Consider the following 22818-nt stretch of genomic DNA (forward strand, 5'->3'; position numbering starts at 1 on the left):
ATTGAAAATTTCACAGTACAGCATACTTGGCCTCCTTATATATTCAGTAGGTTAATGGATGAAGGGAGTGTAGCGGGGGAAAATGGGTTTGGCTAGTGGGAAGTGCCGTATATTCCCCTCACCCTAACCCTCTCCCCAAAGGGGCGTGGGAACTGTCCGGTGCGGTTTTCACCCTCTCCCCTTTGGGGAGAGGGCTGGGTGAGGGGCGATGCTTAAATCGAAGTACGACGATAGCTACGGTATTCCGGCATCCAGAAATTATCATCAATCGCTTGCTGCAACGCATCGGCAGAGGTTTTCACCGCGACGCCTTGCTGCTGCGCCATTTTGCCTACCGCGAAGGCAATTGCGCGGGACACTTTATGAATGTCTTTCAGCTCCGGCAGTACCAGGCCTTCACCGTTATTCACCAGTGGTGAGTGACCTGCCAGCGTTTCGCTCGCGGACATCAGCATTTCGTCGGTGATGCGGGACGCGCCGGAAGCGATCACTCCCAGACCAATACCCGGGAAGATATAGGAGTTATTGCACTGCGCAATGGGGTAGAGCTTGTCCTTCCACACCACCGGATCGAACGGACTGCCGGTCGCGACCAGCGCATTGCCTTCGGTCCAGGCGATGATATCCTGCGGCGTCGCCTCCACGCGTGAGGTCGGGTTCGATAGCGGCATCACGATAGGGCGTTCGCAGTGCTTATGCATCTCGCGAATGATCTCCTCCGTGAAGAGGCCGATCTGCCCGGATACGCCGATCAGAATATCCGGCTTCACGTTGCGCACCACGTCAAGAAGCGAGAGCACTTCGTTATCCGTATCCCAGTTTTTCAGGTTCTCGCGCTTCTGCACCAGTTTGGTCTGGAACGGGAGCAGGTTTGGCATACCGTCGGTCAGCAGGCCAAAACGGTCCACCATAAAGACGCGGGAGCGGGCGAGCTCTTCGCTTAAGCCTTCGCGCTGGGTCTGGGCAATAATTTGCTCGGCGATGCCGCAGCCCGCGGAGCCTGCACCCAGGAAGACAATTTTCTGATAGCTAAGCTGGCTGCCTGCCGCACGGCTCGCAGCAATCAGCGTACCGACGGTCACTGCCGCAGTGCCCTGAATGTCATCGTTGAACGAGCAAATCTCATCGCGGTAGCGGTTCAGCAGCGGCATGGCGTTTTTCTGTGCGAAGTCTTCGAACTGCAACAGCACGTCCGGCCAGCGGTGCTTCACGGCCTGGATGAAATCATCCACAAACTGATAGTACTCGTCGTCGGTAATGCGCGGGTGACGCCAGCCCATGTACAGCGGATCGTTCAGCAGTTGCTGGTTGTTGGTCCCCACGTCCAGCACCACCGGCAGGGTGTAGGCCGGGCTGATCCCGCCGCAGGCGGTATACAGCGAGAGCTTACCGATGGGAATACCCATCCCGCCAATGCCCTGGTCGCCAAGGCCCAGAATACGTTCGCCATCGGTTACCACGATCACCTTGATGTTGTGGTTCGGCACGTTTTGCAGAATGTCATCCATGTTGTGACGGTTCTGATAAGAGATGAACACGCCGCGGGAACGACGGTAGATCTCTGAGAAGCGTTCACATGCCGCGCCGACGGTTGGGGTGTAAATGACGGGCATCATCTCTTCGAGATGGTTCTGCACCAGGCGGTAGAAGAGGGTTTCGTTGGTGTCCTGGATATTACGCAGGTAGATGTGCTTATCGATTTCGGTTTTAAAACCCTGATACTGGATCCAGGCGCGTTCCGCCTGTTCTTCAATGGTTTCAACCACTTCAGGCAGCAGGCCCAGCAGGTTAAAGCTGCTGCGCTCTTCCATGCTAAAGGCGCTGCCTTTGTTCAGAAGGGGAAACTCCAGTAAAACCGGACCGGCGTAAGGAATATAAAGGGAACGATGTTTTTTCAGTTTGTTGTCCATGTCACTCACTCTTTTTAAGAAGATCCGTCCCTGACACTGCTGTTTGTCATCTTTCTGGCCTGTGCTACGGGGTGCGGTCGGTTGGTATTATAAAGGAGCTGAATATTAATTACCGCAACACATAAACAAAAACACCATCGGGATTACCGATGGTGTTGTGAATATCGTGCCGGAACTTACTTGCCGGAAGGGCGTTTTCTGCCGGTAGCGTGGGTAACCTGCGTTTCGTTACCCTCCTCAATAACCACTTTACGCTTGTTAGAGAGCTTGTAGTTCAGTCCCAGAATGTGGCGTGCCTGACGGTTCGATTTCATTTTAACTCCTCAATCCCGTTGATAGTTTTAAGGACAAGTTTGCTCACGCAAACGAAATGTAACCCCTTAGGTTGCAGATCCAGCTTAGCAGGTTTTTACAAAGGTGCATTTTGCCCGCTGACCACATAGTTGATGGTTTGCTGGTAGATGTCACTGAGGATGTCATTGTCTGTGGCTTCCACCCACTTGGTCAGTTCCATCAAAATGTCATCTTCGGTAACAACGCCGTGCTCTGCCTGAAGACCCTGCGCAATCGCGTTAACGAGTTCGGGTTGTGCTGCTGTGGTATGTGCCGGGTAATAAGTAAACATGCTGCCTCCGTGTCGTTGTCTGTTTAATGTTACGGCGTGCAAAATCGTAATTCACATTCAGATTGGCAAATATTTTCGCCGTTGTGGTTCAGATTCGTCCTGGAAATAAAAATATCATCTCTCCTGGCACACAAATAAAATTTAGGGTTTCCAGCGGCGTAAATTTGTCGTTTTTTCATAAGGCATGGGCGTCGGCCAGGAGATCAATTCCACAATGCTGCCCCAGGGGGTCTGCCCATAGCAGAAAGCATTCCCTTCACCTTGCTCATCCGGAAACGTGAGCGGCTTTGGCGCGGTAAACATCTCCCCGCCGGCAGCGGTGAAAGCGGCTATCGCCTTATCAAAATCATCAACATAAACAGCAAAATGCTGGAGGCCAAAGTCGCTGGCGCGGGCGGGCATTCCCTGTTCAGGGCCATGCATTTCGAAAAGTTCAATGCCGGGTCCATGGGGCATAACAAGCATGCGAATGGCGTGAATTTTTGTGCCGGGAAATAATTTTAAGGTGTGCTGCTGGGCGGCCTGATCAATATTATCGGTTTCCGCATCGACAGAATGATATAAAACCTGTGCGCCGAAAGCGCGTTCAAAAAATAGGGTGGCTTTTTCAATGTCGGGCACCGTAATACCGATATGGTCGATGCCCCTTACTGACGATGGCATAGTAAACTCCTGCTATAAAAAATTTAAATATAGCAGGAGATAATCAGGATATTACCACTTCATTTCGCCGGTATTCACTTTGGCACTCAATTCCAGCGAACTGGCTTCCGCCAGATTCGGCCACTGTTTTTTCATCGTGCTAATGACGCCGGTTGACGCTTTATGTGTCATGAGGGCCTGTTCAAACTGATGTAGATAGCGACGGGTAAAGTCGATAGCGCCGGTACCCGCTGGCGGTGTCCCAAGGTAGTGGCCCGGAATAACGTGTTCGGGCTTAAGGGCTGCCATGCTATCCAGCGTCTGCTGCCACTGTTTGCGGCTTTCCGGCGTTTGGGTATCCGCCGTCCAGACGTGAATACCCCACGAGACGCCCGTGCCGCCGAGGATGGTTTTTGCGGATGGGATCCAGACGTACGCCGCATAGCTCTCAGGCTCTTCAATATTCACTCTTTCACCATCAATCATAAAGGTGGTTGAGGCAAGCACCTGCGGCACGTAGAGCTGCGTCGGCGCGCCGTCTTTCATCTGTGGCCCCCAGAAGGCGAGCTTCGCGTCTTTTGTGGCCCTGATATGGTCCACCACCTGTTGCGTGGCGACAACTTTGGCATTAGGGAAGGCTTTCACCAGCGGTTGCAGGCCGAAATAGAAATCCGGATCGCCGGAGGTGATCACGATTTTGTTCAGCGTTTTACCGCTGTGGCGAATTTTTTCCACCAGCGCTTCGCCATCTTTCACGCTGAACTGGGCGTCAAACAGTACCGCCTCTTTCGGGCCAGACACCAGCGTGGAAGAAACGGCAAAAATGCCTTTTTCCTGCGGGTTGTACGTATCAACGGTCAACGGCGCGGCAAAGACGGCCGGAGTGAAAAGGGTTGTCAGCAAAGCAAGGCGGGCGATAGTCATGGTCATGTCTCTGTTCTTCAGGAAAGTCTCTATTGTACGGATCTCTTCATTTGCCAGAATTCCTGAAACAGGAGATGCTTAGTTTCATAAATCGAGCAAATGGAGGTCAAAATGGATCGCGTTATTGCCGCCCAGGTGTACAACCGCATCTGTGAGCTGGGGAGTTTAAGCGCGGCGGCGCGGGCGCTGGGGATCTCCCGTCCGATGGTGAGCCGTTATCTGGAGCAGATGGAGAAGTGGGCCGGGGCGCGGCTGGTGAACCGCTCCACCCGCAAGCTGACGCTGACGGCGGCGGGGGAGAAGGTCCTGCAAAAGACCCGCACGCTCTCGCAAATTTCTCAGGAAATTGAAGATCAGTCAGTGAAGGATTTACCCTCAGGCACGCTTCGTGTCGCCTGCGCGCACTTTACGGCGATGCATATTATCGTTCCGGTGCTGCCCGATCTGTTGCAGCGTTACCCTCAGCTGCGCATTGAGCTGGATGTTAACAATCATCCGGTAAGTCTGGTGGGCGAGCGAATTGACGTGGCGATCCGCATCACCGATAACCCTGAACCGGGCATGATCGCCCGCCGACTGGGAGAGTGTCGGTCCGTACTTTGCGCCTCGCCGCACTACCTTGCCAGTCGGGGCGTTCCAGTGCAGCTGGAGGATTTATCCCGGCACAACTGCCTGCATTACAGCTTTTTTGCCGGTCAGTCGTGGCGTTTTTTGACGCCAGAAGGGGAGTCGGTCACGACGGCGGTCAGCGGCAATCTCAGCGCCAGTATCTCGTCATTGCTGATGGAGGCGGCGATAAACCACTGTGGTATTGCCATGCTGCCCGAGCGCGAGGCCGACGCGGCGCTACGGCAGGGCAGCCTGGTGCCGGTGCTCGGCGCCTTTACGCCAAAACCGATCGGTATTTTTGGTATTTATCAGTCGCGAGACTATCAGCCTGCGGCGCAGCGTGTGTTCCTGGATGCACTTGCAAACCACCTTGCCACGCGCTCGGACTAGTCTGTCTTCCCTGCAAAATGGATTATGCGTCCTATACTTATCCCTTTGTAAGCCAAAAGGAGAGCAAGAATGACGATTCATAAGCACGGTTCAGCACACTGGTCTGGCGACATCAAACGCGGCAAAGGGACGGTCTCAACAGAGAGTGGCGTCCTTAACCAGCAACCTTACGGCTTTAACACCCGCTTCGAGGGCGAAAAAGGGACTAACCCGGAAGAGCTGATTGGCGCAGCGCACGCGGCCTGTTTCTCTATGGCCCTGTCTCTAATGCTGGGCGAAGCGGGTTATACTGCCGATTCCATCGATACCACGGCGGATGTCTCGCTGGATAAAACCGACAGCGGTTTTGCCATCAGCAAAGTGGCGCTACAAAGCAAGGTGACGGTACCGGGTATCGATCCGCAGCAGTTCGACGGCATTATTCAGAAAGCGAAGGCGGGTTGTCCGGTATCGCAGCTGTTGAAAGCCGAAATCACGCTGGATTACAAACTGAACTGATATCAGGCCGGGCAAATGCCCGGCTAACCTTTCACTGCCGCAGGGAAAACCTCGGCAAGCCACGCAATAAACACTCTCAGGCGATGCGTTAAATGCCGACTCTGGGGATAGACCACGTGAAAAGGATACGCCTTAGGACGCCAGTCGCTCAGGATCTCTACCAGCGCGCCCGTTTCCAGATGCGCTCTCGCAGCATAGCCAAACGTCTGAATAATCCCTAAACCCGCCAGCGCCGCGGCCAGATGTGCGTTGCTTTCATTGACCCCAAGGTGGTGCGGAACGCTGATCTCCAGGGGCTCACCCCGGTCAAGGAAGCGGAACGGAAATGCGCGTCCGGTAACCGGGGAAAGGTAGCTAATCAGCTTATGGCCGTTGCGCAGCTCCTGCGGATAGGCAGGGATGCCGTGAGCTTTAAGATAGCCCGGCGCCGCGCAGGCGATCATCCCGGCATCACCGATATGCCGCGCGATAAGCGAAGAGTCATCCAGCGGGCCGCCGCGGATCACGCAGTCCACGTTTCCGCTGATTAAATCTACCGGACGATCGGCTACCCCCAGGTTAATGCGCAGATCCGGGTAGCGCTGAAAAAAATCCGGCAGCAGGGGGATCAGCACGTCCCGGGCGGTTGAGCCCCCCACGTCAATACGCAAATGGCCTTTGGGCGTGCAGCACGATGCGCGAAAGGCGGTATCAATGTCCTCTATATCAATTAATACCCGTAGCGCTTTCTCGTAGTATTCCATGCCTTCTGCCGTCGTGACCACCCGGCGCGTCGTGCGATGCAGCAGCCGTGTTTCCAGGTGCGCTTCAAGTGATTTTACCAGCTTGCTCAGCGTGGCTATCGGCATGTTCAGGGAGTCTGCCGCTCGGGTAAAGCTTCCGGATTCAACCACCCGCGTAAAGGCACGCATTGCCATTAGCTGATCCACATAGATCTCCTCTGATTATTTCCTGCTGTGAAAATTCATTTTCATTTTTGCCCGTTTATCGCTAATCCCGCAAGGTCTAAAGTCTGCCTGACGCGGGCAAACGCTCCTCTTTTACATCACAACAAAGGTTATGAGTATGAATACAACGCTTGCAGGAAAAATCGCTCTGGTGACCGGTGGCAGCACCGGTATTGGTCTCGCAACGGCACAGGAGCTGGCGGCGCAGGGAGCGAAGGTCTATATCACCGGACGTCGTCAGGCCGAACTGGATGCTGCCCGGGCAGACATTGGCGCCGCGGCGGTAGCTATCCGCGCGGACGTCTCCAGAATGGCCGATCTGGATGCGGTTTACGCGCAGATTGCTAAAGAAGAAGGACGACTCGATATTCTGTTCGCCAACGCCGGGGGCGGCGACATGCTGCCGCTGGGCGCTATCACCGAAGAGCAGTTTGACCGGATTTTTGCCACCAACGTGCGCGGCGTGCTGTTCACCGTCCAGAAAGCGCTGCCGCTGCTCTCATCTGGTTCATCCATTATCCTCACCGGATCGACGGTTTCGATTAAGGGGACGGCGAATTTTAGCGTCTACAGCGCCAGTAAAGCCGCCGTGCGTAACTTTGCCCGCTCCTGGGCGCTGGACTTACAGGGCCGCGGGATACGCGTCAACGTCGTCAGCCCTGGCCCCGTGAAAACGCCCGGTCTTGGCGATCTGGTTCCCGAAGAACAGCGTCAGGGATTATACGATGCGCTGGCGGCCCAGGTACCGCTGGGTCGCCTGGGCGCGCCGGGCGAAGTCGGGAAAGCCGTGGCGTTTCTGGCGTCCGATGCCGCCAGCTTTATTAACGCCACGGAGCTGTTTGTCGATGGCGGGATGGCGCAAATCTAGCGGTTACGCCAGCAGCGTACGCTTCGGCCTTCGGCTGCGGGCTGAAGCGGCTGCGGCCGTTCACATCCCTGCATCGCCAGCGGGCAGCGGTCGCGGAAGTAGCAGCCAACGGGCAGGTGGCGATTACCGGGAAGATCGGTTTTGCGTAATGCCAGATCTTCGTCCAGCGGTTCTCCGGTACGGGGAACGGAGTCAAGCAGCAGCTGCGTATACGGATGCCGCGGCTGACTCAGCACCTGGTCCGCCGGACCCAGCTCCACGATCTGCCCCAGATACATCACTGCCACACGATCGCTCATGTGCCGGACCACCGAGACGTTGTGCGAGATCAGTACGTAGGTCAGATTTCGCTGCTGTTGCAGGGCAACCAGCAAATTGAGGATCTGCGCCTGGACAGAAATATCCAGCGCGCTGGTGGGTTCATCCAGCACGATGATGTCAGGATCTGAAGAGAGCGCCCGGGCGATAGCGATGCGCTGGCGCTGTCCGCCCGAAAACGCATGCGGCAGGCGGTCAAGATATTCTGCTCGAATGCCCACCTGCTGCGCCAGCGTCTCAGCCAGCTGACGACGCTCCCGTTCGCTGCGGCGTTGCTGTATCCACACCGGCTCGGTGATGATGCGCCAGACGGGTAAACGCGGATCGAGGGACGAGAGCGGGTCCTGAAATACCATCTGCATACCGCCTGCCGCATTTGCGCGCTGACAGGCACCTGTACTCGGTTTGAGCATGCCCATCAGCAGTTGCGCCAGCGTGCTCTTTCCACAGCCGGATTCCCCCACAACGCCCAGCGTTTCGCCGCGATGGATCCGGAGATCCATGCCGTTGAGGGCGTGTACCTGCTCCGTCACGCGCCCCAGCCAGTTTTTGCGCGCAGGAAAATTCACATGCACGCTATCCAGTTCCAGCAGTACCTCAGACATGGCGTCTCTCCTGTTGTGGGTACCAGCAGGCAGCCTGTTGGCCTTCTGCGCCCGTGGAAATTAAGCGCGGCGTTTCGCTGCATTTCGCCCCGGCAGCAAAACAGCGTTCGCGAAAGGCACATCCGCGCGGGAGGTGGCTGAGGTTAGGTACCGTGCCGGGAATGGCCGGGAGGATCTCGCGCGGTTCACCATTTTCCGGGGCACACCGCAGCAGGCCAATCGAATAGGGGTGTACAGGATGGTGGATCAAAGTCTGCGTGCTGCCGCTTTCGATCACGCTGCCCGCGTACATAACGTACATCCGGTCACAAAGCTGCGACACCACCGCCATATCGTGACTGATAAACAGCACCGACGTCCCGCTGGCGCGCGCTTTGTGTTTCAGTAGCCGCAGCACCTGACGCTGAACGGTCACGTCCAGCGCGGTGGTCGGCTCATCGGCAATGATCAGCTCCGGCTCGCAGGAGAAGGCAAGGGCGATCATCACCCGCTGGCGCATGCCGCCGGAAAGCTCAAACGGATAGCGTTCCATCACCTGTGCCGCATCCGGGATTTGCATCTCGCCCAGCAGGGCGATCGCCTTCTGCTGCGCGTCGCGGCGGGAAAGCGACTGATGCTGGCGGATCACCTCCACCATTTGCCTGCCAATCCGGCGCGTAGGGTTAAGCGCCGTCATCGGCTCCTGAAAAATCATCGCCACCCTGGCGCCGCGCCACTGACGAAGCTGTTTTTCCGACGCGTTCAGGACATCTTCCCCGAGCAGGGTGACCCGGCCATGGTGAACATGGTAACTGCCTTCCGGCAGCAGGCGCATCGCCAGCATCGCGGTGACCGATTTTCCCGAGCCGGATTCGCCCACCACGCCGACAATTTCACCCCGGCCAATCTCCAGCGAGACGTGGTTGAGCGCGTGGACGTCACCGCGAAAAATGGGGAAGCTCAGATGCAAATCTTCAATCGATAATACGGAATCACTCATGACTGCTTCCCTCCTGATTTGGGATCCAGCAGGTCGCGAAGACCATCGCCAAACAGATTAAACCCAACCGCCGTGATCAGAATTGCCGCCCCCGGAAACGCGCAGTACCACCACTGGTCAAGCACGTAGTTACGCCCCACGGCCACCATCGCGCCCCATTCGGCGGTCGGCTGCTGCGCGCCTAATCCAATAAAGCCCAGCGTGGCGGCCATCAGGATGGCGCTGCCGATATCCAGCGACGCCTGTACGATCAGCGGCGGAAGGGCGTTACGCAGAATATGCCAGCTGATCAGGTGCCAGCGCGATGCGCCAAAGGTGCGGGCGGCCTGAACGTAGGTTAACTGGCGCACCAACAGCGTTTGCCCGCGTGCCAGCCGCACGTAAAACGGAATGCGTACAATCGCAATCGCCAGCATCGCGTTAAACAGGCTTGGGCCGAGCGCGGCGGCCAGCGCCATCGTCAACACCAGCGAGGGGATGGAGAGCATAATGTCCATGATACGCATAATGATGGCGTCGCCTCGTCCGCCGAGTACGCCGGACAAACAGCCGAGCAGAGAACCGATGCCGCCCGCAATCACCACCACCGCCAGCCCCGCCGTGATGGACTGCTGGCTGCCCACCAGCACGCGGCTGAACAGATCCCGGCCCACCTCATCGGTGCCAAACCAGTGCTGGGCTGAAGGCGCCTGCAATCGCGCGGTCAGATCCAGCGCGTTCGGATCGTGCGGGACTATCCACGGCGAGACCATCATCATCAGCAGCATCACGATCATAATCACCCCGCCGATCAGCGTGAGCGGGCTTTTGCGTAACATCCAGAATAGCTTTGCCCAGTTAATGCGCTGTTTAGCGGTGCTGACAGGGACGGGCGTTTCCTGAGTTAACATCATTCGGCACCTCCGCGCCCGATTCGCGGGTCGATCCACAGATACAGCAGATCCACCACCAGATTGACGAAGACATAGGCCAGCGATACCACGACCGCGAAGCCCATGACGGCAGGGAAGTCCAGCGCCTGAATGGAGGTCACCACCCAGGCTCCCATTCCCGGCCAGGCAAACACGGTTTCGGTAAGGACTGCCCCGTACAGCAGATCGCCCAGCGCCAGCCCGAGCACGGTAATGGAGGGGATCATGGCGTTGGGTAAGGCGTAGCGCAGCACGATGTACCACCCCGGCAACCCGCTCGCGCGGGCGGTACGAATATAATCCTCGCTCAGTTGCTCCAGCATCGCGGAACGTACCTGACGCGCCACAATACCCAGATGCACAAAGGCCAGGGTCAGGGAGGGGAGAATCAGGTGCTGTAGGGCGTTGAAAAACACCTCGCCGTTGCCTTCCAGCAGAGCGTCCAGCAGATAAAAACCGGTAACGTGGGCGGGCGGATCGAGCCAGTCGTCCAGCCTGCCGCCGCCGGGCAGAATTTGCAGTTGCCCGTAGAACAGAACGATAACTCCCAGTCCCAGCCAGAAGGCAGGCGTCGAGATGCCGGTCATCGCCATCAGTCGCACCAGGTGATCCAGCCAGCGGTTACGGTACACCGCCGATAAAATGCCCAGCGGCACGCCAATCACCAGGGCCAGCAGCAAAGAGCAGAAGGCCAGTTCCAGCGTGGCGGGGAAAAAGGCTTTCAAATCTTCCGCAACGGGGCGACCGGTGCGAATGGATGTGCCCAGATCGCCATGCGCCAGCGCCTCTACATAGCGGCCAAACTGAATATAGAGCGGTTGATCCAGCCCCAGCTGCTGGCGGATGCCCTGCACGATTTCATCGCTGGCGCGGTCACCGGCCAGCAGGCGGGCCGGATCGCCGGGGATCAGGTGTGAAATAATAAAAGTAATAATACAGACACCGGCCACCACCAGGATTAACCCCCAGCAGCGCTGGCGCACAATGCTCCAGAACGTCATACACTTCCCCCCGGCGTGGGCCGTTACTTACTCATGGTGGCGATGTTAAAGACCTGCTCAAGCATCGGATTAAAGGTGAAGCCTTTGACCTCTTTGTTCATCGCCAGCTGATAGTTCTTCTGGAACAGATAAACGTAAGCCGCCTCGTCAATCACCACTTTCTGCGCCTGCTGGTAATCTTTGGTGCGCTCCGCCTGATCGGTGGTTTTCAGTGCCGCCTGCAACAGCGCATCGACCTCTTTGTTCTCATAGAATGAGCGGTTACCCGGCAGCCCTTTTTTGTCCGATTCGAACCAGTAGTTCATGAACATGTACGGGTCAGCGAAGTCCGGGCTCCAGTTACCAATCGCAATGTCATAATCACCTTTGCCGACGCGGTCGCGCATGGTGGCGTTCGCCAGTTTCTCGAGCTTGACGTTAATCCCCAGCTTGCCCAGGCTCGCCTGCGTGGAGAGGGCGATAGGCTCCCAGCTCGGGTCGTTATCGGAGTAGAGGAACGTCAGGCTGGCGGGTTTATCGTTGACTTTTTCCAGCGCCGCTTTGGCTTTGGCCTCGTCAAAGCTGTACTGCATGGCGTTCGCATCAAAGCCCCACATGCCCTCCGGGATCGGGCCGCGCATCTGCTTGCCGTTCCCGCTGAGAATGCCTTTCACCATCCCCTGATAATCGGTCGCCCAGGAGACCGCGCGGCGCAAATCCACCTGATTCATCGGAGGCTTACTGTTGTTCAGATAGAGGTAGGTCACCCGCAGGGACGGGTATTCCGCCACGGCCACTTTGCCTTCCTGCTTCAGAGCGGCAAGCTGATCCACCGGCAGGGCGTCGGCGATATCCAGATCGCCACGGGAAAGTTGCAGGCGACGCGAGGCGCTTTCACCGATAATCTTGACCGAGACGCGCTTGAAGTGCGGCTTTTCACCCGGCCAGTGTGGGTTGGGCACCATCACCAGCTGCTGACCTTTCCGCCAGCTTTTCAGCATAAACGGTCCGGAACCCGCGGTGTTTTGCGCCAGGAAACCGCGAGCGTCGTCGGCGGCATTGGCTTTCAGCACCGCCGGGTTGACGATCGACGCGCCGTCATTGGCCAGCGTGTAGAGGAACGGGGCGAACGGCTGGCTGAGGGTGAATTTCACCGTATGCTCATCCACCGCGTCCACTTTCAAATCTTTCGGGAACGCTTCGGAAGGTCCCTGGTTAATTTTCAGCAGACGTTCAAACGACAGCTTGACCGCTTCGGCGGTCACCGGCGTGCCGTCGGAGAATTTTGCATTATCTGCCAGGGTGAACGTCCACTCTTTCTGGTCGTCAGACGCCTTCCAGCCCGTCGACAGATCGCCTTCCACCTCCGTGGTGCCAGGCTTGTATTTCACCAGACGCTGGTACGAGGGGTAGGTCACCGTCCAGTCGTTGTTATCGATAGTGACCGCCGGATCCAGCGTTTGCGGATCGGCAGCTTTCCCAATCACCAGCATATCTTTTGGCACCGCCGCCAGCGCGAGAGGGGCGCTCAGGGCGAGCGTAGCGGCAATCAGGGTTGTAAGCAGCGTTGTTTTCATGGCGGGGCTCCAGAATTACAGTGAGTGTGTGGTCGGATAACAGGCGAACTGGTCATCTAACAGCGGGTAGCTGGCGGCATTCGGCAGTTCGAAATGCCACCATTCGCTGCTGATGCCCACAAAACCGCCGCCGTACATAACGGCGTTCAGGAGCAGACGATTTCGCTGCGCCTCAGGCGGAACGGAAGGGTGCCAGGCATGAGAACGGTCGTGCATTTCGTCAAACCCGGCGCCCATATCCAGCACGTTGTCGTGTTCATCCATCAGCGTGACGTCAATGGCGGTGCCCCGGCTGTGGTTAGAGCCAATTGCGACATCCACCACGTATTCCGGATTGGGGCAGGCATCCCAGAGTTGCGACTGCGCCTGCTGGGGGCGGTAGGCGTCGTAAACCACCAGCTTCAGACCGGCCAGCGCGGCGATGCCGATCGCTTTCGCCAGCGCGGTGGCGGCATCCGTATGCAACAGGCACGCGGCGTGCTGGTAGATCGGGCGGCCAGTGATGTTATCGGCGGTCGCGTATTTCAGATCGATATGCAGCGTGGGAAAGGTTTTCGCCACATCAATCAGTTGACTCTCTTCAGGCATAGCTCCGCTCCTTTAGCGTTCAAATTGACCAAACTCTTGTTGTAGTTGTCGGTTGATTGCCAGACGTTCCGGCAGCGCATCCCCCAGCGCCTCCACAACGCCCGACAGCAGCAGGTTGAACAGACAGCTCACCGGCGCCAGCGAATCCCAGAAATGGCCGGTATCGGTCTTCACCTGGAGTAAATCAATCGGGTAATCCCGCGCCCACGGGCACCAGATATCGGTGATCAGCGCCATCGCCAGGCCTTTTTCGCTCGCCACGCGGCAGTACTGGCGGGCAATGGCGGAGTAGGCGCGGGTATCCGTCAGCACGATATACGGGTTCGCAAAGCCGGAGTTAAGCGACTCCACCCAGCTACCGGAGAGCCCTTCTGAATAGCTCACCCGCGGGCGCAGATACTCCAGATGGCTGAAGAACGCATTGGCGATCCCGCGCGTGGACTGGATCCCCAGCACGAAAACGGCGTCGGCATGGGTAAGTTGCTGGACCACCTGCCTGAACGTTTCGCTTTGCGCCAGCTGGTAGACATGGGCAATGGCGTCCACCTCCAGCGACAGGGAGTTCTGAAGGCGATCCGACAGCGGCTGTTGCTGCTTCCAGGAGTCGAGACGCTCGTTAATGCCCCAGGGCTGGTGGGGATCGCGCAGGCTTTTTTTGGCGTCGTCCAAGTTGCGGTAGCCCAGCTTGCGCAGAAAGCGTCCGACGGTGATCCCGCTGGTGGCCGTGGCCAGCGCCACGCTCTCTGCCGTTTCAAAGGGGATCTGCCCGACGTGCGCCAGCATCCAGCTTGCCACCCGCTTTTCGCTTGGGGTGAGCTGGCTAAAGGTCGCTTCGATACGGCTCAACACCTCAGGTTTGGTCGTCATACCGCCTCGCTGTTAACTGGCTGTCAAAGGCCGGGTTTCTGTTACCGGATTAACAATGCAGGACGCGTGCCATGTTCACATTGCGGCGAAAACGCGCTGTGCAGCAAAGTTAATGCAATATTTGTTTAACAGGTGATCAACATTTGTGCAGCGTAGTTCACTTTTGGTGCAGTGTGCAGGCTGAAGGGTATCTATTTGCTGAATACGTCAGCCTCTTCACATTTTTTGGTAAGATGAAAGCTCTGGGAAAAAAGAGGGAGCCTTACATGGCGAATTTGCCCTGGCGGGTCAGCGTGCGCCTGATGGCTCTCGCAAAAAAAATAGCGATGGTCATCGGGATCATTGTGCTCGTGCTGCTGGCGGTGCGGGTTTATCTTTCGCAGCAGGGGCCGGCCCTGCATCACTGGCACACCTGGCGGGCTGACGAAATGTCCGTGCAGGAGATGGATAACGCGACCTTCGCAGCGTATGTCGCGCGGGAAAACGCCATCTTCACCGCTCTCGACGCTGAGGTGACGGCGAATGTCACACCCGCAGAGCGCACGCCGCTGAACCGTTATTACCGCCAGAGCCTGGTGTGGCCAGGAAACTTTTCCCCGGATGCAAACCGGTCGTTCGTGCTGATGCCTGCCGGAAAGCCGCGCGGGGGGGTGGTATTGCTGCACGGTCTGACGGATTCGCCCTACAGCGTCAGGCATCTGGCAGAGAATTATCAACAGCACGGCTTTGTGGCCGTAGTGCCTCGTTTGCCCGGACACGGCACGGCACCGGGCGCGCTGACAGACGTTGACTGGGAGGCGTGGCTGGCGGCAACGCGCCTCGCGGTTCGTGAAGCGACACGCCTGACGGGGAACGATCTCCCCCTACATCTGGTGGGCTACTCCAACGGCGGGGCGCTGGCGATGAAATATGCCCTCGACGCCCTTGATGCGCCTGCACTGCGTCAACCTGAGCAGATCGTTTTGCTCTCACCGATGATTGGCGTCACGGCGTTTGCGCGCTTTGCCGGATTCGCCGGGCTACCGGCTATGTTACCGGCGTTTGCCAAAGCCGCGTGGCTCAACATTTCGCCAGAATATAATCCTTATAAATACAATTCGTTCCCGGTGAATGCGGCACGTCAGTCCTGGCTGCTTACCCAGGCGCTGCATGAGCAGATAAATCGCGGTGTTCATGATCACAAACTGGCGCAGCTTCCGCCGATACTTGCTTTCCAGTCGGTCATGGATTCAACGGTCAGTACCCGCGCCGTGGTCAGCGGGCTGTTTGACCAGCTTCCGGCAAACGGCAGCGAACTGGTGGTTTTTGATATCAACCAGGCCGGGAGTTTCCGTCCACTGTTCAGGCCATCATCCTGGACGGCGGTGGCTGACCTGCTACCGGAGGCAAAAAGACGTTACAGTGTCACAATTGTGACCAATGCCAGCCCCGACAGGTTTGATATGGTGGCAAAGACAACGCCAGCGGGCAGCACCCGGGAAACGGTGATGCCGCTGTCGGTCGCGTATCCGCAGGAGGTTTATTCCCTGTCGCATGTTGCTATTCCGTTCCCGCCTGATGACGATCTTTATGGCCGCCATCCTGCGGTGAAAAACCGCTACGGTATCAGCCTCGGGACGATAGCCCTGTGGGGAGAAACATCGGTTCTGAGCGTCGGCAAAGATGCGCTGATGCGCGTGACGTCGAATCCGTTCTACGACTATATGCAGACGCGGATCGACAGCCGTATCGGTGATAATTAAGCCCAACGTGGAATAGATTAGGTCACACCGGGGAACTGTGTTAAACAGTACCGTTCAGGCGTATACCCCATACCGGACCCCGTTTCTGTGCTGACAACTCTCATTTATCGAAGCCAGCTGAGCTTAACCTGCACCTCTGCAGCGTTAAGCGCGCTGGTTGAACAGGCCAGGATCCGTAACACGGAGCAGGGCATCTCAGGCATTCTTCTCTCCCGTGGACGTGACGTTCTGCAAATTCTCGAAGGCACGGAACAGCGCGTCGTCGCGCTTTTTAACTCCATCCGTGCTGATGACCGGCATACCGGCGTAGTGGAGCTGATGCGCGATTACGGCCCGCGCAGACGTTTCGAAGACGTGGGAATGCTGCTGTTTGACCTGGATGTTCAGAACCCGAAAGCGGTTCTGGCGTCGGTTCTGCATTACAGCAAGCTGGAAAGTTATCTGACTTCTGAGGATCGGGTCTTCAAATTCATTCAGACCTTTATCACCGGTAAAACCGCTATCCCACCCGCTTCGGACTATGAGCCCGATAAATGGACGCTTTCGCGAGAGCGCGCGCCGTTTGGTAAAGGGTTAGGTCTGCTGGCGGGACAGCCCTGCCAGTTTGCGCTGCAACCCATTGTCGAGCCGTCCGAAGGCAAGATCAGTTCTCTCGAAGCGCTTATACGCGGAAACGACGGCGGCAGCCCGGAGCATTTCTTCCGTAGTCTCGATCGTGAACTGATTTACGAAGTCGACCTGCAAACCAAAGCCTGGACCTTTGCGCTGGCGCAAAAGCTCGGCATCGGCAGCCACAAACTGGCGGTGAACCTGCTGACAATGTCGCTGGTTAACGTGCCGGGCGCGGTAGAGTTCCTGGTAACGCAGATCAAAAAGCACAATCTACAGCCGGAGCAGGTGATCATTGAAGTCACTGAGAACGAGATGATTTCAGGCTTCAACCAGTTTAACAGCGCGATTAAACAGCTGCGGGCGGAAGGGGTAGGGCTGGCGATAGATGATTTTGGTTCCGGCTATGCTGGTCTTTCGCTGCTCACGCGGTTCCAGCCGGATAAACTCAAAATCGACAGAGAGATCGTCAGCGATATCCACCTGAGCGGGCCCAAGCAGGCGATTGTGAAGTCGATAATCAGCTGCTGCACCGATCTGGAGATTACGCTGGTCGCAGAAGGCATTGAGAAGATAGAAGAGTGGTGCTGGCTTGAATACGCCGGTATTCGCCGCTTCCAGGGCTTTTTGTTCGCCCGCCCGCAGCTCAATGGCGTGGGTGATATCCACTGGCCCCATCGGGTGGGTTAAGCAAATTTTCCCTCGCCATATTTCCCCGACACCCTGCCTGTGCTTAAATAGCTAAACCGGTTTAACATGATTTAGCTAAGAAGGTGATATGGAGACGATCTGGGTACTTGGCGATGCAGTGGTGGATCTGTTGCCCGACGGAGAGGGCAAACTGCTGCAATGTCCTGGCGGCGCACCGGCCAACGTCGCGGTAGGGGTAGCGCGTCTGGGCGGCAGAAGCGCCTTTATAGGCCGGGTGGGCGACGACCCCTTCGGGCATTTTATGCAAAAAACGCTTGCGGATGAGCAGGTTAATACAGAATGGCTGCGGCTGGACCCGCAGCATCGCACCTCCACGGTGGTGGTGGATCTCGATAACGACGGTGAACGTTCCTTTACCTTTATGGTTCGCCCGAGCGCTGACTTGTTCCTCGACGCCGCCGACCTCCCGTCATTCCGCGCCGGGGAGTGGCTGCACGTCTGCTCTATCGCGCTCAGCGCCGAACCCAGCCGTTCCGCGACGTTTCAGGCGATGGCCGCGATCAGACAGGCGGGGGGATTCGTCAGCTTTGACCCCAATATTCGCGCCGATCTCTGGCACGATGAAGTCGAGCTGCGTCAGTGTCTTGAGCGGGCATTAGCCTGTGCAGATGTGGTGAAAATCTCGGTGGAAGAGCTGGCGTTCTTAATCGGAAATGCGCAGGTCCATGAGGGGCTGGCGGCGCTGATGCGCACTTGTCCGGCCAGGCTGGTGCTGGTAACGCAGGGAAAAGAGGGCGTCACCGCCTGGCAGGAAGGCGCGTTGACACACTATGCTGCATCACCCGTGGAATGCATTGATACCACTGGCGCGGGGGATGCTTTCGTCGCAGGGCTACTGTTCGGTCTGGCACGTTATGGCCAGGCCCGTCTCTCAGAGGTCATCACGTTAGCGCAGCGCTGTGGGGCGCTGGCGACAACCGCAAAAGGGGCAATGACCGCGCTGCCTTATCATCACGAACTGTAATTCACCTCTCCAGGCCACCATTCGGCGGCCTGAATTGTCGCCTCGATCACACTTACTAAAACGGTTTAGCAAAAAACATTGCCGATCTAAAATTCAACGGTTTAGTATCACCAGCCTAAACCGGTTTAGCAATTTAGCACTTTCACCGATAGTTATTAGGGATGCGACAAAATGTATAAAAAACGCAGACTTGCCGTGATGATAGGCATGCTGGCCGGCAGTACCTCTGTTTTTGCCCAGACGGATATGACCCGTATCGAAGCGCGCCTGGCGGCGCTGGAGCAGCGTTTGCAGGAGGCGGAAACTCGCGCGCAGGTTGCTGAAAAGCGCGCCACGGCAGCGGAACAGAAAACGCAGCAGCTGGTGGCTGCGCAGCAGGAAGCGCAAACCTCCACACAGGCGGTGGCGCAACGCACCACGGTGCTGGAAGAAAAAGCCGACCGGACAGGCGGTTTTGAATTTCACGGTTACGCCCGTTCCGGCCTGCTGATGAACGACGCGGCCTCCAGCAGCAAAAGCGGCCCTTATCTGACGCCCGCCGGGGAAACGGGCGGGGCCATCGGGCGTCTGGGGAACGAAGCGGATACCTACGTTGAGCTGAATGTTGAGCACAAACAGACGCTGGAGAATGGCGCGACGACGCGCTTTAAGGCGATGCTGGCCGACGGTCAGAAAACCTATAACGACTGGTCGGCAGACAGCAGCGACCTGAACATTCGTCAGGCCTTTGCCGAGCTGGGCAATTTGCCGGACTTTACCGGCGCGCTGAAGGGCAGCACCTTCTGGGCGGGTAAGCGTTTTGACCGCGACAACTTCGACATTCACTGGCTGGATTCCGACGTGGTATTTCTCGCCGGGACCGGTGGCGGCGTCTACGACGTGAAGTGGAACGATACGCTGCGCAGTAACTTCTCCCTTTATGGCCGTAACTTCGGCAGCGAAGAGGAGATCGACAACAACGTTCAGAACTACATCCTCAGCATGAATCACTTCGCCGGGCCGGTGCAGATGATGGTCAGCGGCTTACGAGCAAAAGATAACGACGACCGTAAGGACAGCAACGGCGATCCGATTAAAACCGACGCGGCCAATAACGGAGTACATGCGCTGGTTGGTCTGCATAACGAGAGCTTCTACGGCCTGCGGGAAGGTTCCGCCAAAACGGCGCTCCTTTACGGCCACGGTCTGGGCGCCGAGGTGAAAAGCATTGGTTCAGACGGCGCGCTGCTGTCAGAAGCCGATACCTGGCGTTTTGCTAGTTACGGTGTCACGCCTCTGGGCGGTGGCTGGCACATTGCGCCCGCCGTGCTGGCGCAAAGCAGTAAGGACCGCTACGTGAAGGGCGACAGCTATGAGTGGATCACGTTCAACACGCGTCTGATCAAAGAGGTGACCCAGAATTTCGCCCTCGCGTTCGAAGGCAGCTATCAGTACATGGATTTAAGCCCGGAAGGCTACAAGGATCGCAATGCGGTTAACGGTAGCTTCTACAAGCTGACCTTCGCCCCGACGTTAAAGGCGGGCAAGATTGGCGATTTCTTCAGCCGTCCGGAGCTGCGTCTGTTCGCCACCTGGATGGACTGGAGCAGCAAGCTGGATAACTACGCCAGCGATGACGCCTTTGGCAGCAGCGGCTTTAACGCGGGCGGGGAATGGAACTTTGGGGTGCAGATGGAAACCTGGTTTTAACCCTTCACGCTCCCGCATCGCGGGGGCGTTTCAAACACCATAAAAAGAGGTCAGGAAGAGGTATCTATGGATTTTAATCATATTGCGCGCGAGCTGATTCCGCTGCTCGGTGGCAAAGAGAACATTGCCAGCGCGGCACATTGCGCCACGCGCCTTCGTCTGGTGCTGGTCGATGATGCGCTTGCCGACCAGCAGGCTATCGGCAAGGTTGAAGGCGTGAAAGGCTGTTTTCGCAACGCCGGGCAGATGCAGGTGATCTTCGGCACCGGGGTGGTGAATAAGGTTTACGCCGCGTTTATTCAGGCGGCAGGAATTAGCGAGTCCAGTAAATCGGAAGCGGCGGATATTGCGGCCCGCAAGCTGAACCCGTTCCAGCGTATCGCGCGTCTGCTCTCCAACATCTTCGTGCCGATTATCCCGGCGATCGTGGCCTCGGGTCTGCTGATGGGCCTGCTGGGGATGGTTAAAACCTACGGCTGGGTTAATCCGGATAACGCGCTCTATATCATGCTGGATATGTGCAGCTCGGCGGCGTTTATTATTCTGCCGATCCTGATTGGCTTCACCGCCGCGCGGGAGTTTGGCGGCAACCCGTATCTGGGGGCAACGCTCGGCGGCATCCTGACTCATCCGGCGCTGACCAACGCCTGGGGCGTAGCGTCCGGCTTCCACACCATGAACTTCTTCGGTCTTGAAATCGCCATGATTGGCTATCAGGGAACCGTCTTCCCGGTGCTGCTGGCGGTGTGGTTTATGAGCATTGTGGAAAAACAGCTGCGCCGGGCAATACCGGATGCGTTAGATCTGATCCTGACGCCGTTCCTGACCGTCATTATCTCCGGCTTTATCGCGCTGTTGATTATTGGTCCGGCGGGACGCGCGCTGGGCGACGGGATCTCCTTCATTCTTAGCACCCTGATTGCCCACGCGGGCTGGCTGGCCGGGCTGTTGTTTGGTGGGCTCTATTCGGTGATTGTCATTACCGGCATTCACCACAGCTTCCACGCTATTGAAGCCGGACTACTGGGTAATCCGTCGATTGGCGTTAACTTCCTGCTGCCGATCTGGGCGATGGCGAACGTGGCGCAGGGCGGGGCGTGTCTGGCGGTGTGGTTCAAAACCCGCGATGCTAAAATCAAAGCCATTACCTTACCGTCGGCGTTTTCCGCGATGCTGGGCATCACCGAAGCGGCAATTTTTGGCATCAACCTGCGTTTTGTGAAGCCGTTTATTGCGGCGCTGATCGGTGGTGCGGCGGGCGGTGCCTGGGTGGTGTCGGTGCATGTCTACATGACCGCCGTTGGGCTGACGGCGATTCCCGGTATGGCTATCGTTCAGGCCAGCTCGCTGCTCAACTATATTATCGGCATGGTGATTGCATTTGGCGTGGCGTTCACCGTCTCTCTGCTGCTGAAATATAAGACGGACTCTGAATAATGACTTTAACTTCCCGCTGGCCTGCCGTATTGCAGGCCGTGATGCAAGGCCAGCCGCGTGCGCTTGCGGACAGCCACTATCCGCAATGGCATCCCGCGCCGGTGACGGGGCTGATGAACGATCCGAACGGCTTTATCTGGTTTGCCGGACGCTATCATCTGTTTTATCAGTGGAACCCGCTGGGCTGCGATCATCGCTACAAGTGCTGGGGACACTGGAGCTCAGCAGATCTGGTGCACTGGCAGCACGAGCCAATGGCGCTGATGCCTGACGAAGAGTATGACCGCAACGGCTGTTACTCCGGCAGCGCCGTGGATAACAACGGCGTGCTGACCCTGTGCTATACCGGCAACGTTAAGTTTGACGATGGCGGCCGCACCGCCTGGCAGTGTCTGGCGGTGCAAAATGACGACGGCACGTTTGCCAAACTGGGACCGGTGTTGCCTCTGCCGGACGGGTATACCGGGCACGTCCGCGATCCGAAAGTGTGGCGCCATGACGGGCAGTGGTACATGGTGCTCGGGGCGCAGGATCGGCATAAGCGCGGCAAGGTGCTGCTGTTTACGTCAGCCGATTTACACACCTGGGCGTCCTGCGGCGAAATCGCCGGTCACGGCGTCAACGGACTCACGGACGCGGGCTATATGTGGGAGTGCCCGGATCTGTTTGAGCTTGATGACACACACGTCTTGATCTGCTGCCCGCAGGGGCTGGCGCGCGAACCGCATCGCTATCTCAACACCTATCCGGCCGTCTGGATGAGCGGGGCATTTGATTATCAAACCCCTGCATTTACGCACGGCGAGCTGCATGAGCTTGACGCCGGATTCGAATTTTACGCGCCGCAAACCACGGTGGCAGAAGATGGCCGCCGCATCCTCATCGGCTGGATGGGCGTGCCGGACGGCGAAGAGATGCTCCAGCCTACGCGGGCGCACGGCTGGATCCACCAGATGACCTGTCCTCGCGAGCTGCGCTACCGCGACGGTAAGCTCTGGCAGACCCCGGTCCGTGAGCTGGAAACGCTGCGCGAGGATGAACACCACTGGCAGGGACGCGCCAGCGATGCCCCGGTGCTGGCGGGAGCGCGTCTTGAGTTCGAACTGAGCGCCTCGTGCGTGAACGTGGATTTTGCCGGCGCGTTGCGACTGATTGTGGATGATGCGGGGATCCGTCTGGAACGCGCCAGTCTGAAAACCGCAGACACGCTGACCCGCTACTGGCAGGGCACTGTTCATCATTTACGCGTGCTGTGTGACCGTTCCAGCGTCGAAATTTTCATCAATCACGGTGAAGGCGTCATGAGCAGCCGCTATTTTCCTGACCATCCGGCCCAGGTACGCTTCGAAGGTGCGTCCGACATCACATTACGCTACTGGTCGCTGCGCAGCTGCATGATAGAATAGAGGTTTTGGCAGCCGGATCTAA

22 protein-coding genes and 1 pseudogene are annotated in these 22818 nt (G+C 57.5%); 9 read left to right on the forward strand and 14 right to left on the reverse strand.

What is annotated here, in order from left to right; translation table 11 throughout:
* Positions 1–212: 212 nt before the first annotated feature.
* From DD597_RS11690 to DD597_RS11710, 5 genes are all read right to left on the reverse strand, one after another.
* On the reverse strand, positions 213–1910 hold the full coding sequence (locus DD597_RS11690) for an NAD-dependent malic enzyme (RefSeq protein WP_129256203.1): 1698 nt from the start codon (positions 1908–1910) through the stop codon (positions 213–215).
* 176 nt (positions 1911–2086) lie between these two features.
* Complete coding sequence (sra, locus tag DD597_RS11695) at positions 2087–2224, reverse strand: stationary-phase-induced ribosome-associated protein (protein WP_045896840.1); 138 nt, start codon at positions 2222–2224, stop codon at positions 2087–2089.
* Between the two features lie 95 nt (positions 2225–2319).
* Positions 2320–2535, reverse strand: a complete 216-nt coding sequence (gene bdm, locus DD597_RS11700) for a biofilm-dependent modulation protein (RefSeq protein ID WP_003857061.1) — start codon at positions 2533–2535, stop codon at positions 2320–2322.
* A gap of 141 nt (positions 2536–2676) precedes the next feature.
* Positions 2677–3198 (reverse strand): VOC family protein, encoded by a 522-nt coding sequence (locus DD597_RS11705; protein ID WP_003857065.1) that lies wholly within the window; start codon positions 3196–3198, stop codon positions 2677–2679.
* A 51-nt stretch (positions 3199–3249) separates the two neighbouring features.
* Positions 3250–4101 carry a Vmh family MBL fold metallo-hydrolase gene (locus DD597_RS11710; protein ID WP_047055554.1) on the reverse strand — a complete coding sequence of 284 codons (852 nt, stop codon included), beginning with the start codon at positions 4099–4101 and terminating at the stop codon, positions 3250–3252.
* Positions 4102–4212: 111 nt separating this feature from the next.
* Here DD597_RS11710 and DD597_RS11715 point away from each other — a divergent pair, with 111 nt between their 5' ends.
* Positions 4213–5100, forward strand: a complete 888-nt coding sequence (locus DD597_RS11715; RefSeq protein WP_003857067.1) for a LysR family transcriptional regulator — start codon at positions 4213–4215, stop codon at positions 5098–5100.
* A 69-nt stretch (positions 5101–5169) separates the two neighbouring features.
* A complete protein-coding gene (locus DD597_RS11720; protein ID WP_003857069.1) occupies positions 5170–5598 on the forward strand; it encodes an OsmC family protein in 429 nt (142 codons plus the stop codon).
* Positions 5599–5621: 23 nt separating this feature from the next.
* Here DD597_RS11720 and DD597_RS11725 read toward each other — a convergent pair whose 3' ends face one another.
* The gene (locus DD597_RS11725; RefSeq protein WP_023324676.1) at positions 5622–6527 is read right to left on the reverse strand and encodes a LysR family transcriptional regulator; all 906 of its coding nucleotides are present in this window, start codon (positions 6525–6527) and stop codon (positions 5622–5624) included.
* A gap of 136 nt (positions 6528–6663) precedes the next feature.
* Between DD597_RS11725 and DD597_RS11730 the strand changes: the two genes are divergently transcribed.
* Entirely contained in the window at positions 6664–7413 is a 750-nt protein-coding gene (locus DD597_RS11730) for an SDR family oxidoreductase (RefSeq protein WP_003857073.1), read from the forward strand.
* Here DD597_RS11730 and DD597_RS25325 read toward each other — a convergent pair.
* From DD597_RS25325 to DD597_RS11765, 8 genes and pseudogenes are all read right to left on the reverse strand, one after another.
* Entirely contained in the window at positions 7367–7477 is a 111-nt protein-coding gene (locus DD597_RS25325; protein WP_349861263.1) for a hypothetical protein, read from the reverse strand. The two genes, DD597_RS11730 and DD597_RS25325, sit on opposite strands and share 47 nt — an antisense overlap.
* A pseudogene (locus tag DD597_RS11735) lies at positions 7434–8336 on the reverse strand (oligopeptide/dipeptide ABC transporter ATP-binding protein); the annotation flags it as partial. The pseudogene DD597_RS11735 and the gene DD597_RS25325, both read right to left, overlap by 44 nt.
* Complete coding sequence (locus tag DD597_RS11740) at positions 8329–9315, reverse strand: ABC transporter ATP-binding protein (RefSeq protein ID WP_003857075.1); 987 nt, start codon at positions 9313–9315, stop codon at positions 8329–8331. The pseudogene DD597_RS11735 and the gene DD597_RS11740, both read right to left, overlap by 8 nt.
* On the reverse strand, positions 9312–10208 hold the full coding sequence (ddpC, locus tag DD597_RS11745) for a D,D-dipeptide ABC transporter permease (RefSeq protein ID WP_129256204.1): 897 nt from the start codon (positions 10206–10208) through the stop codon (positions 9312–9314). Before ddpC ends, DD597_RS11740 begins: the two co-directional genes overlap by 4 nt.
* A complete protein-coding gene (locus tag DD597_RS11750) occupies positions 10205–11227 on the reverse strand; it encodes an ABC transporter permease (RefSeq protein WP_003857077.1) in 1023 nt (340 codons plus the stop codon). Before DD597_RS11750 ends, ddpC begins: the two co-directional genes overlap by 4 nt.
* A gap of 23 nt (positions 11228–11250) precedes the next feature.
* Positions 11251–12783, reverse strand: a complete 1533-nt coding sequence (locus DD597_RS11755; protein ID WP_129256205.1) for an ABC transporter substrate-binding protein — start codon at positions 12781–12783, stop codon at positions 11251–11253.
* 15 nt (positions 12784–12798) lie between these two features.
* Complete coding sequence (ddpX, locus tag DD597_RS11760) at positions 12799–13371, reverse strand: D-alanyl-D-alanine dipeptidase (RefSeq protein ID WP_003857079.1); 573 nt, start codon at positions 13369–13371, stop codon at positions 12799–12801.
* Between the two features lie 12 nt (positions 13372–13383).
* Positions 13384–14238, reverse strand: a complete 855-nt coding sequence (locus tag DD597_RS11765) for a MurR/RpiR family transcriptional regulator (protein WP_022651219.1) — start codon at positions 14236–14238, stop codon at positions 13384–13386.
* A gap of 266 nt (positions 14239–14504) precedes the next feature.
* On the opposite strand from DD597_RS11765, the gene DD597_RS11770 reads away from it, so the two are divergent.
* The 6 genes from DD597_RS11770 to DD597_RS11795 all read left to right on the forward strand — a co-directional run bounded on the left by DD597_RS11770 (position 14505) and on the right by DD597_RS11795 (position 22796).
* On the forward strand, positions 14505–15980 hold the full coding sequence (locus tag DD597_RS11770; RefSeq protein ID WP_129256206.1) for a carboxylesterase: 1476 nt from the start codon (positions 14505–14507) through the stop codon (positions 15978–15980).
* An 87-nt stretch (positions 15981–16067) separates the two neighbouring features.
* Positions 16068–17279, forward strand: coding sequence for a diguanylate phosphodiesterase (locus tag DD597_RS11775; protein ID WP_129256207.1), 1212 nt, complete (start codon positions 16068–16070; stop codon positions 17277–17279).
* Positions 17280–17367: 88 nt separating this feature from the next.
* Entirely contained in the window at positions 17368–18264 is an 897-nt protein-coding gene (locus tag DD597_RS11780) for an aminoimidazole riboside kinase (RefSeq protein ID WP_129256208.1), read from the forward strand.
* Between the two features lie 171 nt (positions 18265–18435).
* On the forward strand, positions 18436–19953 hold the full coding sequence (locus DD597_RS11785; RefSeq protein WP_045349988.1) for a carbohydrate porin: 1518 nt from the start codon (positions 18436–18438) through the stop codon (positions 19951–19953).
* A gap of 66 nt (positions 19954–20019) precedes the next feature.
* Positions 20020–21390, forward strand: coding sequence for a sucrose-specific PTS transporter subunit IIBC (locus tag DD597_RS11790; protein ID WP_032609238.1), 1371 nt, complete (start codon positions 20020–20022; stop codon positions 21388–21390).
* A complete protein-coding gene (locus DD597_RS11795) occupies positions 21390–22796 on the forward strand; it encodes a sucrose-6-phosphate hydrolase (RefSeq protein WP_129256209.1) in 1407 nt (468 codons plus the stop codon). Before DD597_RS11790 ends, DD597_RS11795 begins: the two co-directional genes overlap by 1 nt.
* The last annotated feature ends 22 nt before the right edge of the window (positions 22797–22818 follow it).

It is taken from the genome of Enterobacter cloacae complex sp. 677-3DZ2D5B (assembly GCF_004136695.1).
Lineage (GTDB): Bacteria > Pseudomonadota > Gammaproteobacteria > Enterobacterales > Enterobacteriaceae > Enterobacter > Enterobacter hormaechei_C.

Coding starts and splice junctions, on each gene's coding strand:
- DD597_RS11690 (WP_129256203.1), bottom strand. CDS start 1,910: ATGGACAACAAACTGAAAAAACATCGTTCCCTTTATATTCCTTACGCC.
- sra (WP_045896840.1), bottom strand. CDS start 2,224: ATGAAATCGAACCGTCAGGCACGCCACATTCTGGGACTGAACTACAAG.
- bdm (WP_003857061.1), bottom strand. CDS start 2,535: ATGTTTACTTATTACCCGGCACATACCACAGCAGCACAACCCGAACTC.
- DD597_RS11705 (WP_003857065.1), bottom strand. CDS start 3,198: ATGCCATCGTCAGTAAGGGGCATCGACCATATCGGTATTACGGTGCCC.
- DD597_RS11710 (WP_047055554.1), bottom strand. CDS start 4,101: ATGACTATCGCCCGCCTTGCTTTGCTGACAACCCTTTTCACTCCGGCC.
- DD597_RS11715 (WP_003857067.1), top strand. CDS start 4,213: ATGGATCGCGTTATTGCCGCCCAGGTGTACAACCGCATCTGTGAGCTG.
- DD597_RS11720 (WP_003857069.1), top strand. CDS start 5,170: ATGACGATTCATAAGCACGGTTCAGCACACTGGTCTGGCGACATCAAA.
- DD597_RS11730 (WP_003857073.1), top strand. CDS start 6,664: ATGAATACAACGCTTGCAGGAAAAATCGCTCTGGTGACCGGTGGCAGC.
- DD597_RS11740 (WP_003857075.1), bottom strand. CDS start 9,315: ATGAGTGATTCCGTATTATCGATTGAAGATTTGCATCTGAGCTTCCCC.
- ddpC (WP_129256204.1), bottom strand. CDS start 10,208: ATGATGTTAACTCAGGAAACGCCCGTCCCTGTCAGCACCGCTAAACAG.
- DD597_RS11750 (WP_003857077.1), bottom strand. CDS start 11,227: ATGACGTTCTGGAGCATTGTGCGCCAGCGCTGCTGGGGGTTAATCCTG.
- DD597_RS11755 (WP_129256205.1), bottom strand. CDS start 12,783: ATGAAAACAACGCTGCTTACAACCCTGATTGCCGCTACGCTCGCCCTG.
- ddpX (WP_003857079.1), bottom strand. CDS start 13,371: ATGCCTGAAGAGAGTCAACTGATTGATGTGGCGAAAACCTTTCCCACG.
- DD597_RS11765 (WP_022651219.1), bottom strand. CDS start 14,238: ATGACGACCAAACCTGAGGTGTTGAGCCGTATCGAAGCGACCTTTAGC.
- DD597_RS11770 (WP_129256206.1), top strand. CDS start 14,505: ATGGCGAATTTGCCCTGGCGGGTCAGCGTGCGCCTGATGGCTCTCGCA.
- DD597_RS11780 (WP_129256208.1), top strand. CDS start 17,368: ATGGAGACGATCTGGGTACTTGGCGATGCAGTGGTGGATCTGTTGCCC.
- DD597_RS11785 (WP_045349988.1), top strand. CDS start 18,436: ATGTATAAAAAACGCAGACTTGCCGTGATGATAGGCATGCTGGCCGGC.
- DD597_RS11790 (WP_032609238.1), top strand. CDS start 20,020: ATGGATTTTAATCATATTGCGCGCGAGCTGATTCCGCTGCTCGGTGGC.
- DD597_RS11795 (WP_129256209.1), top strand. CDS start 21,390: ATGACTTTAACTTCCCGCTGGCCTGCCGTATTGCAGGCCGTGATGCAA.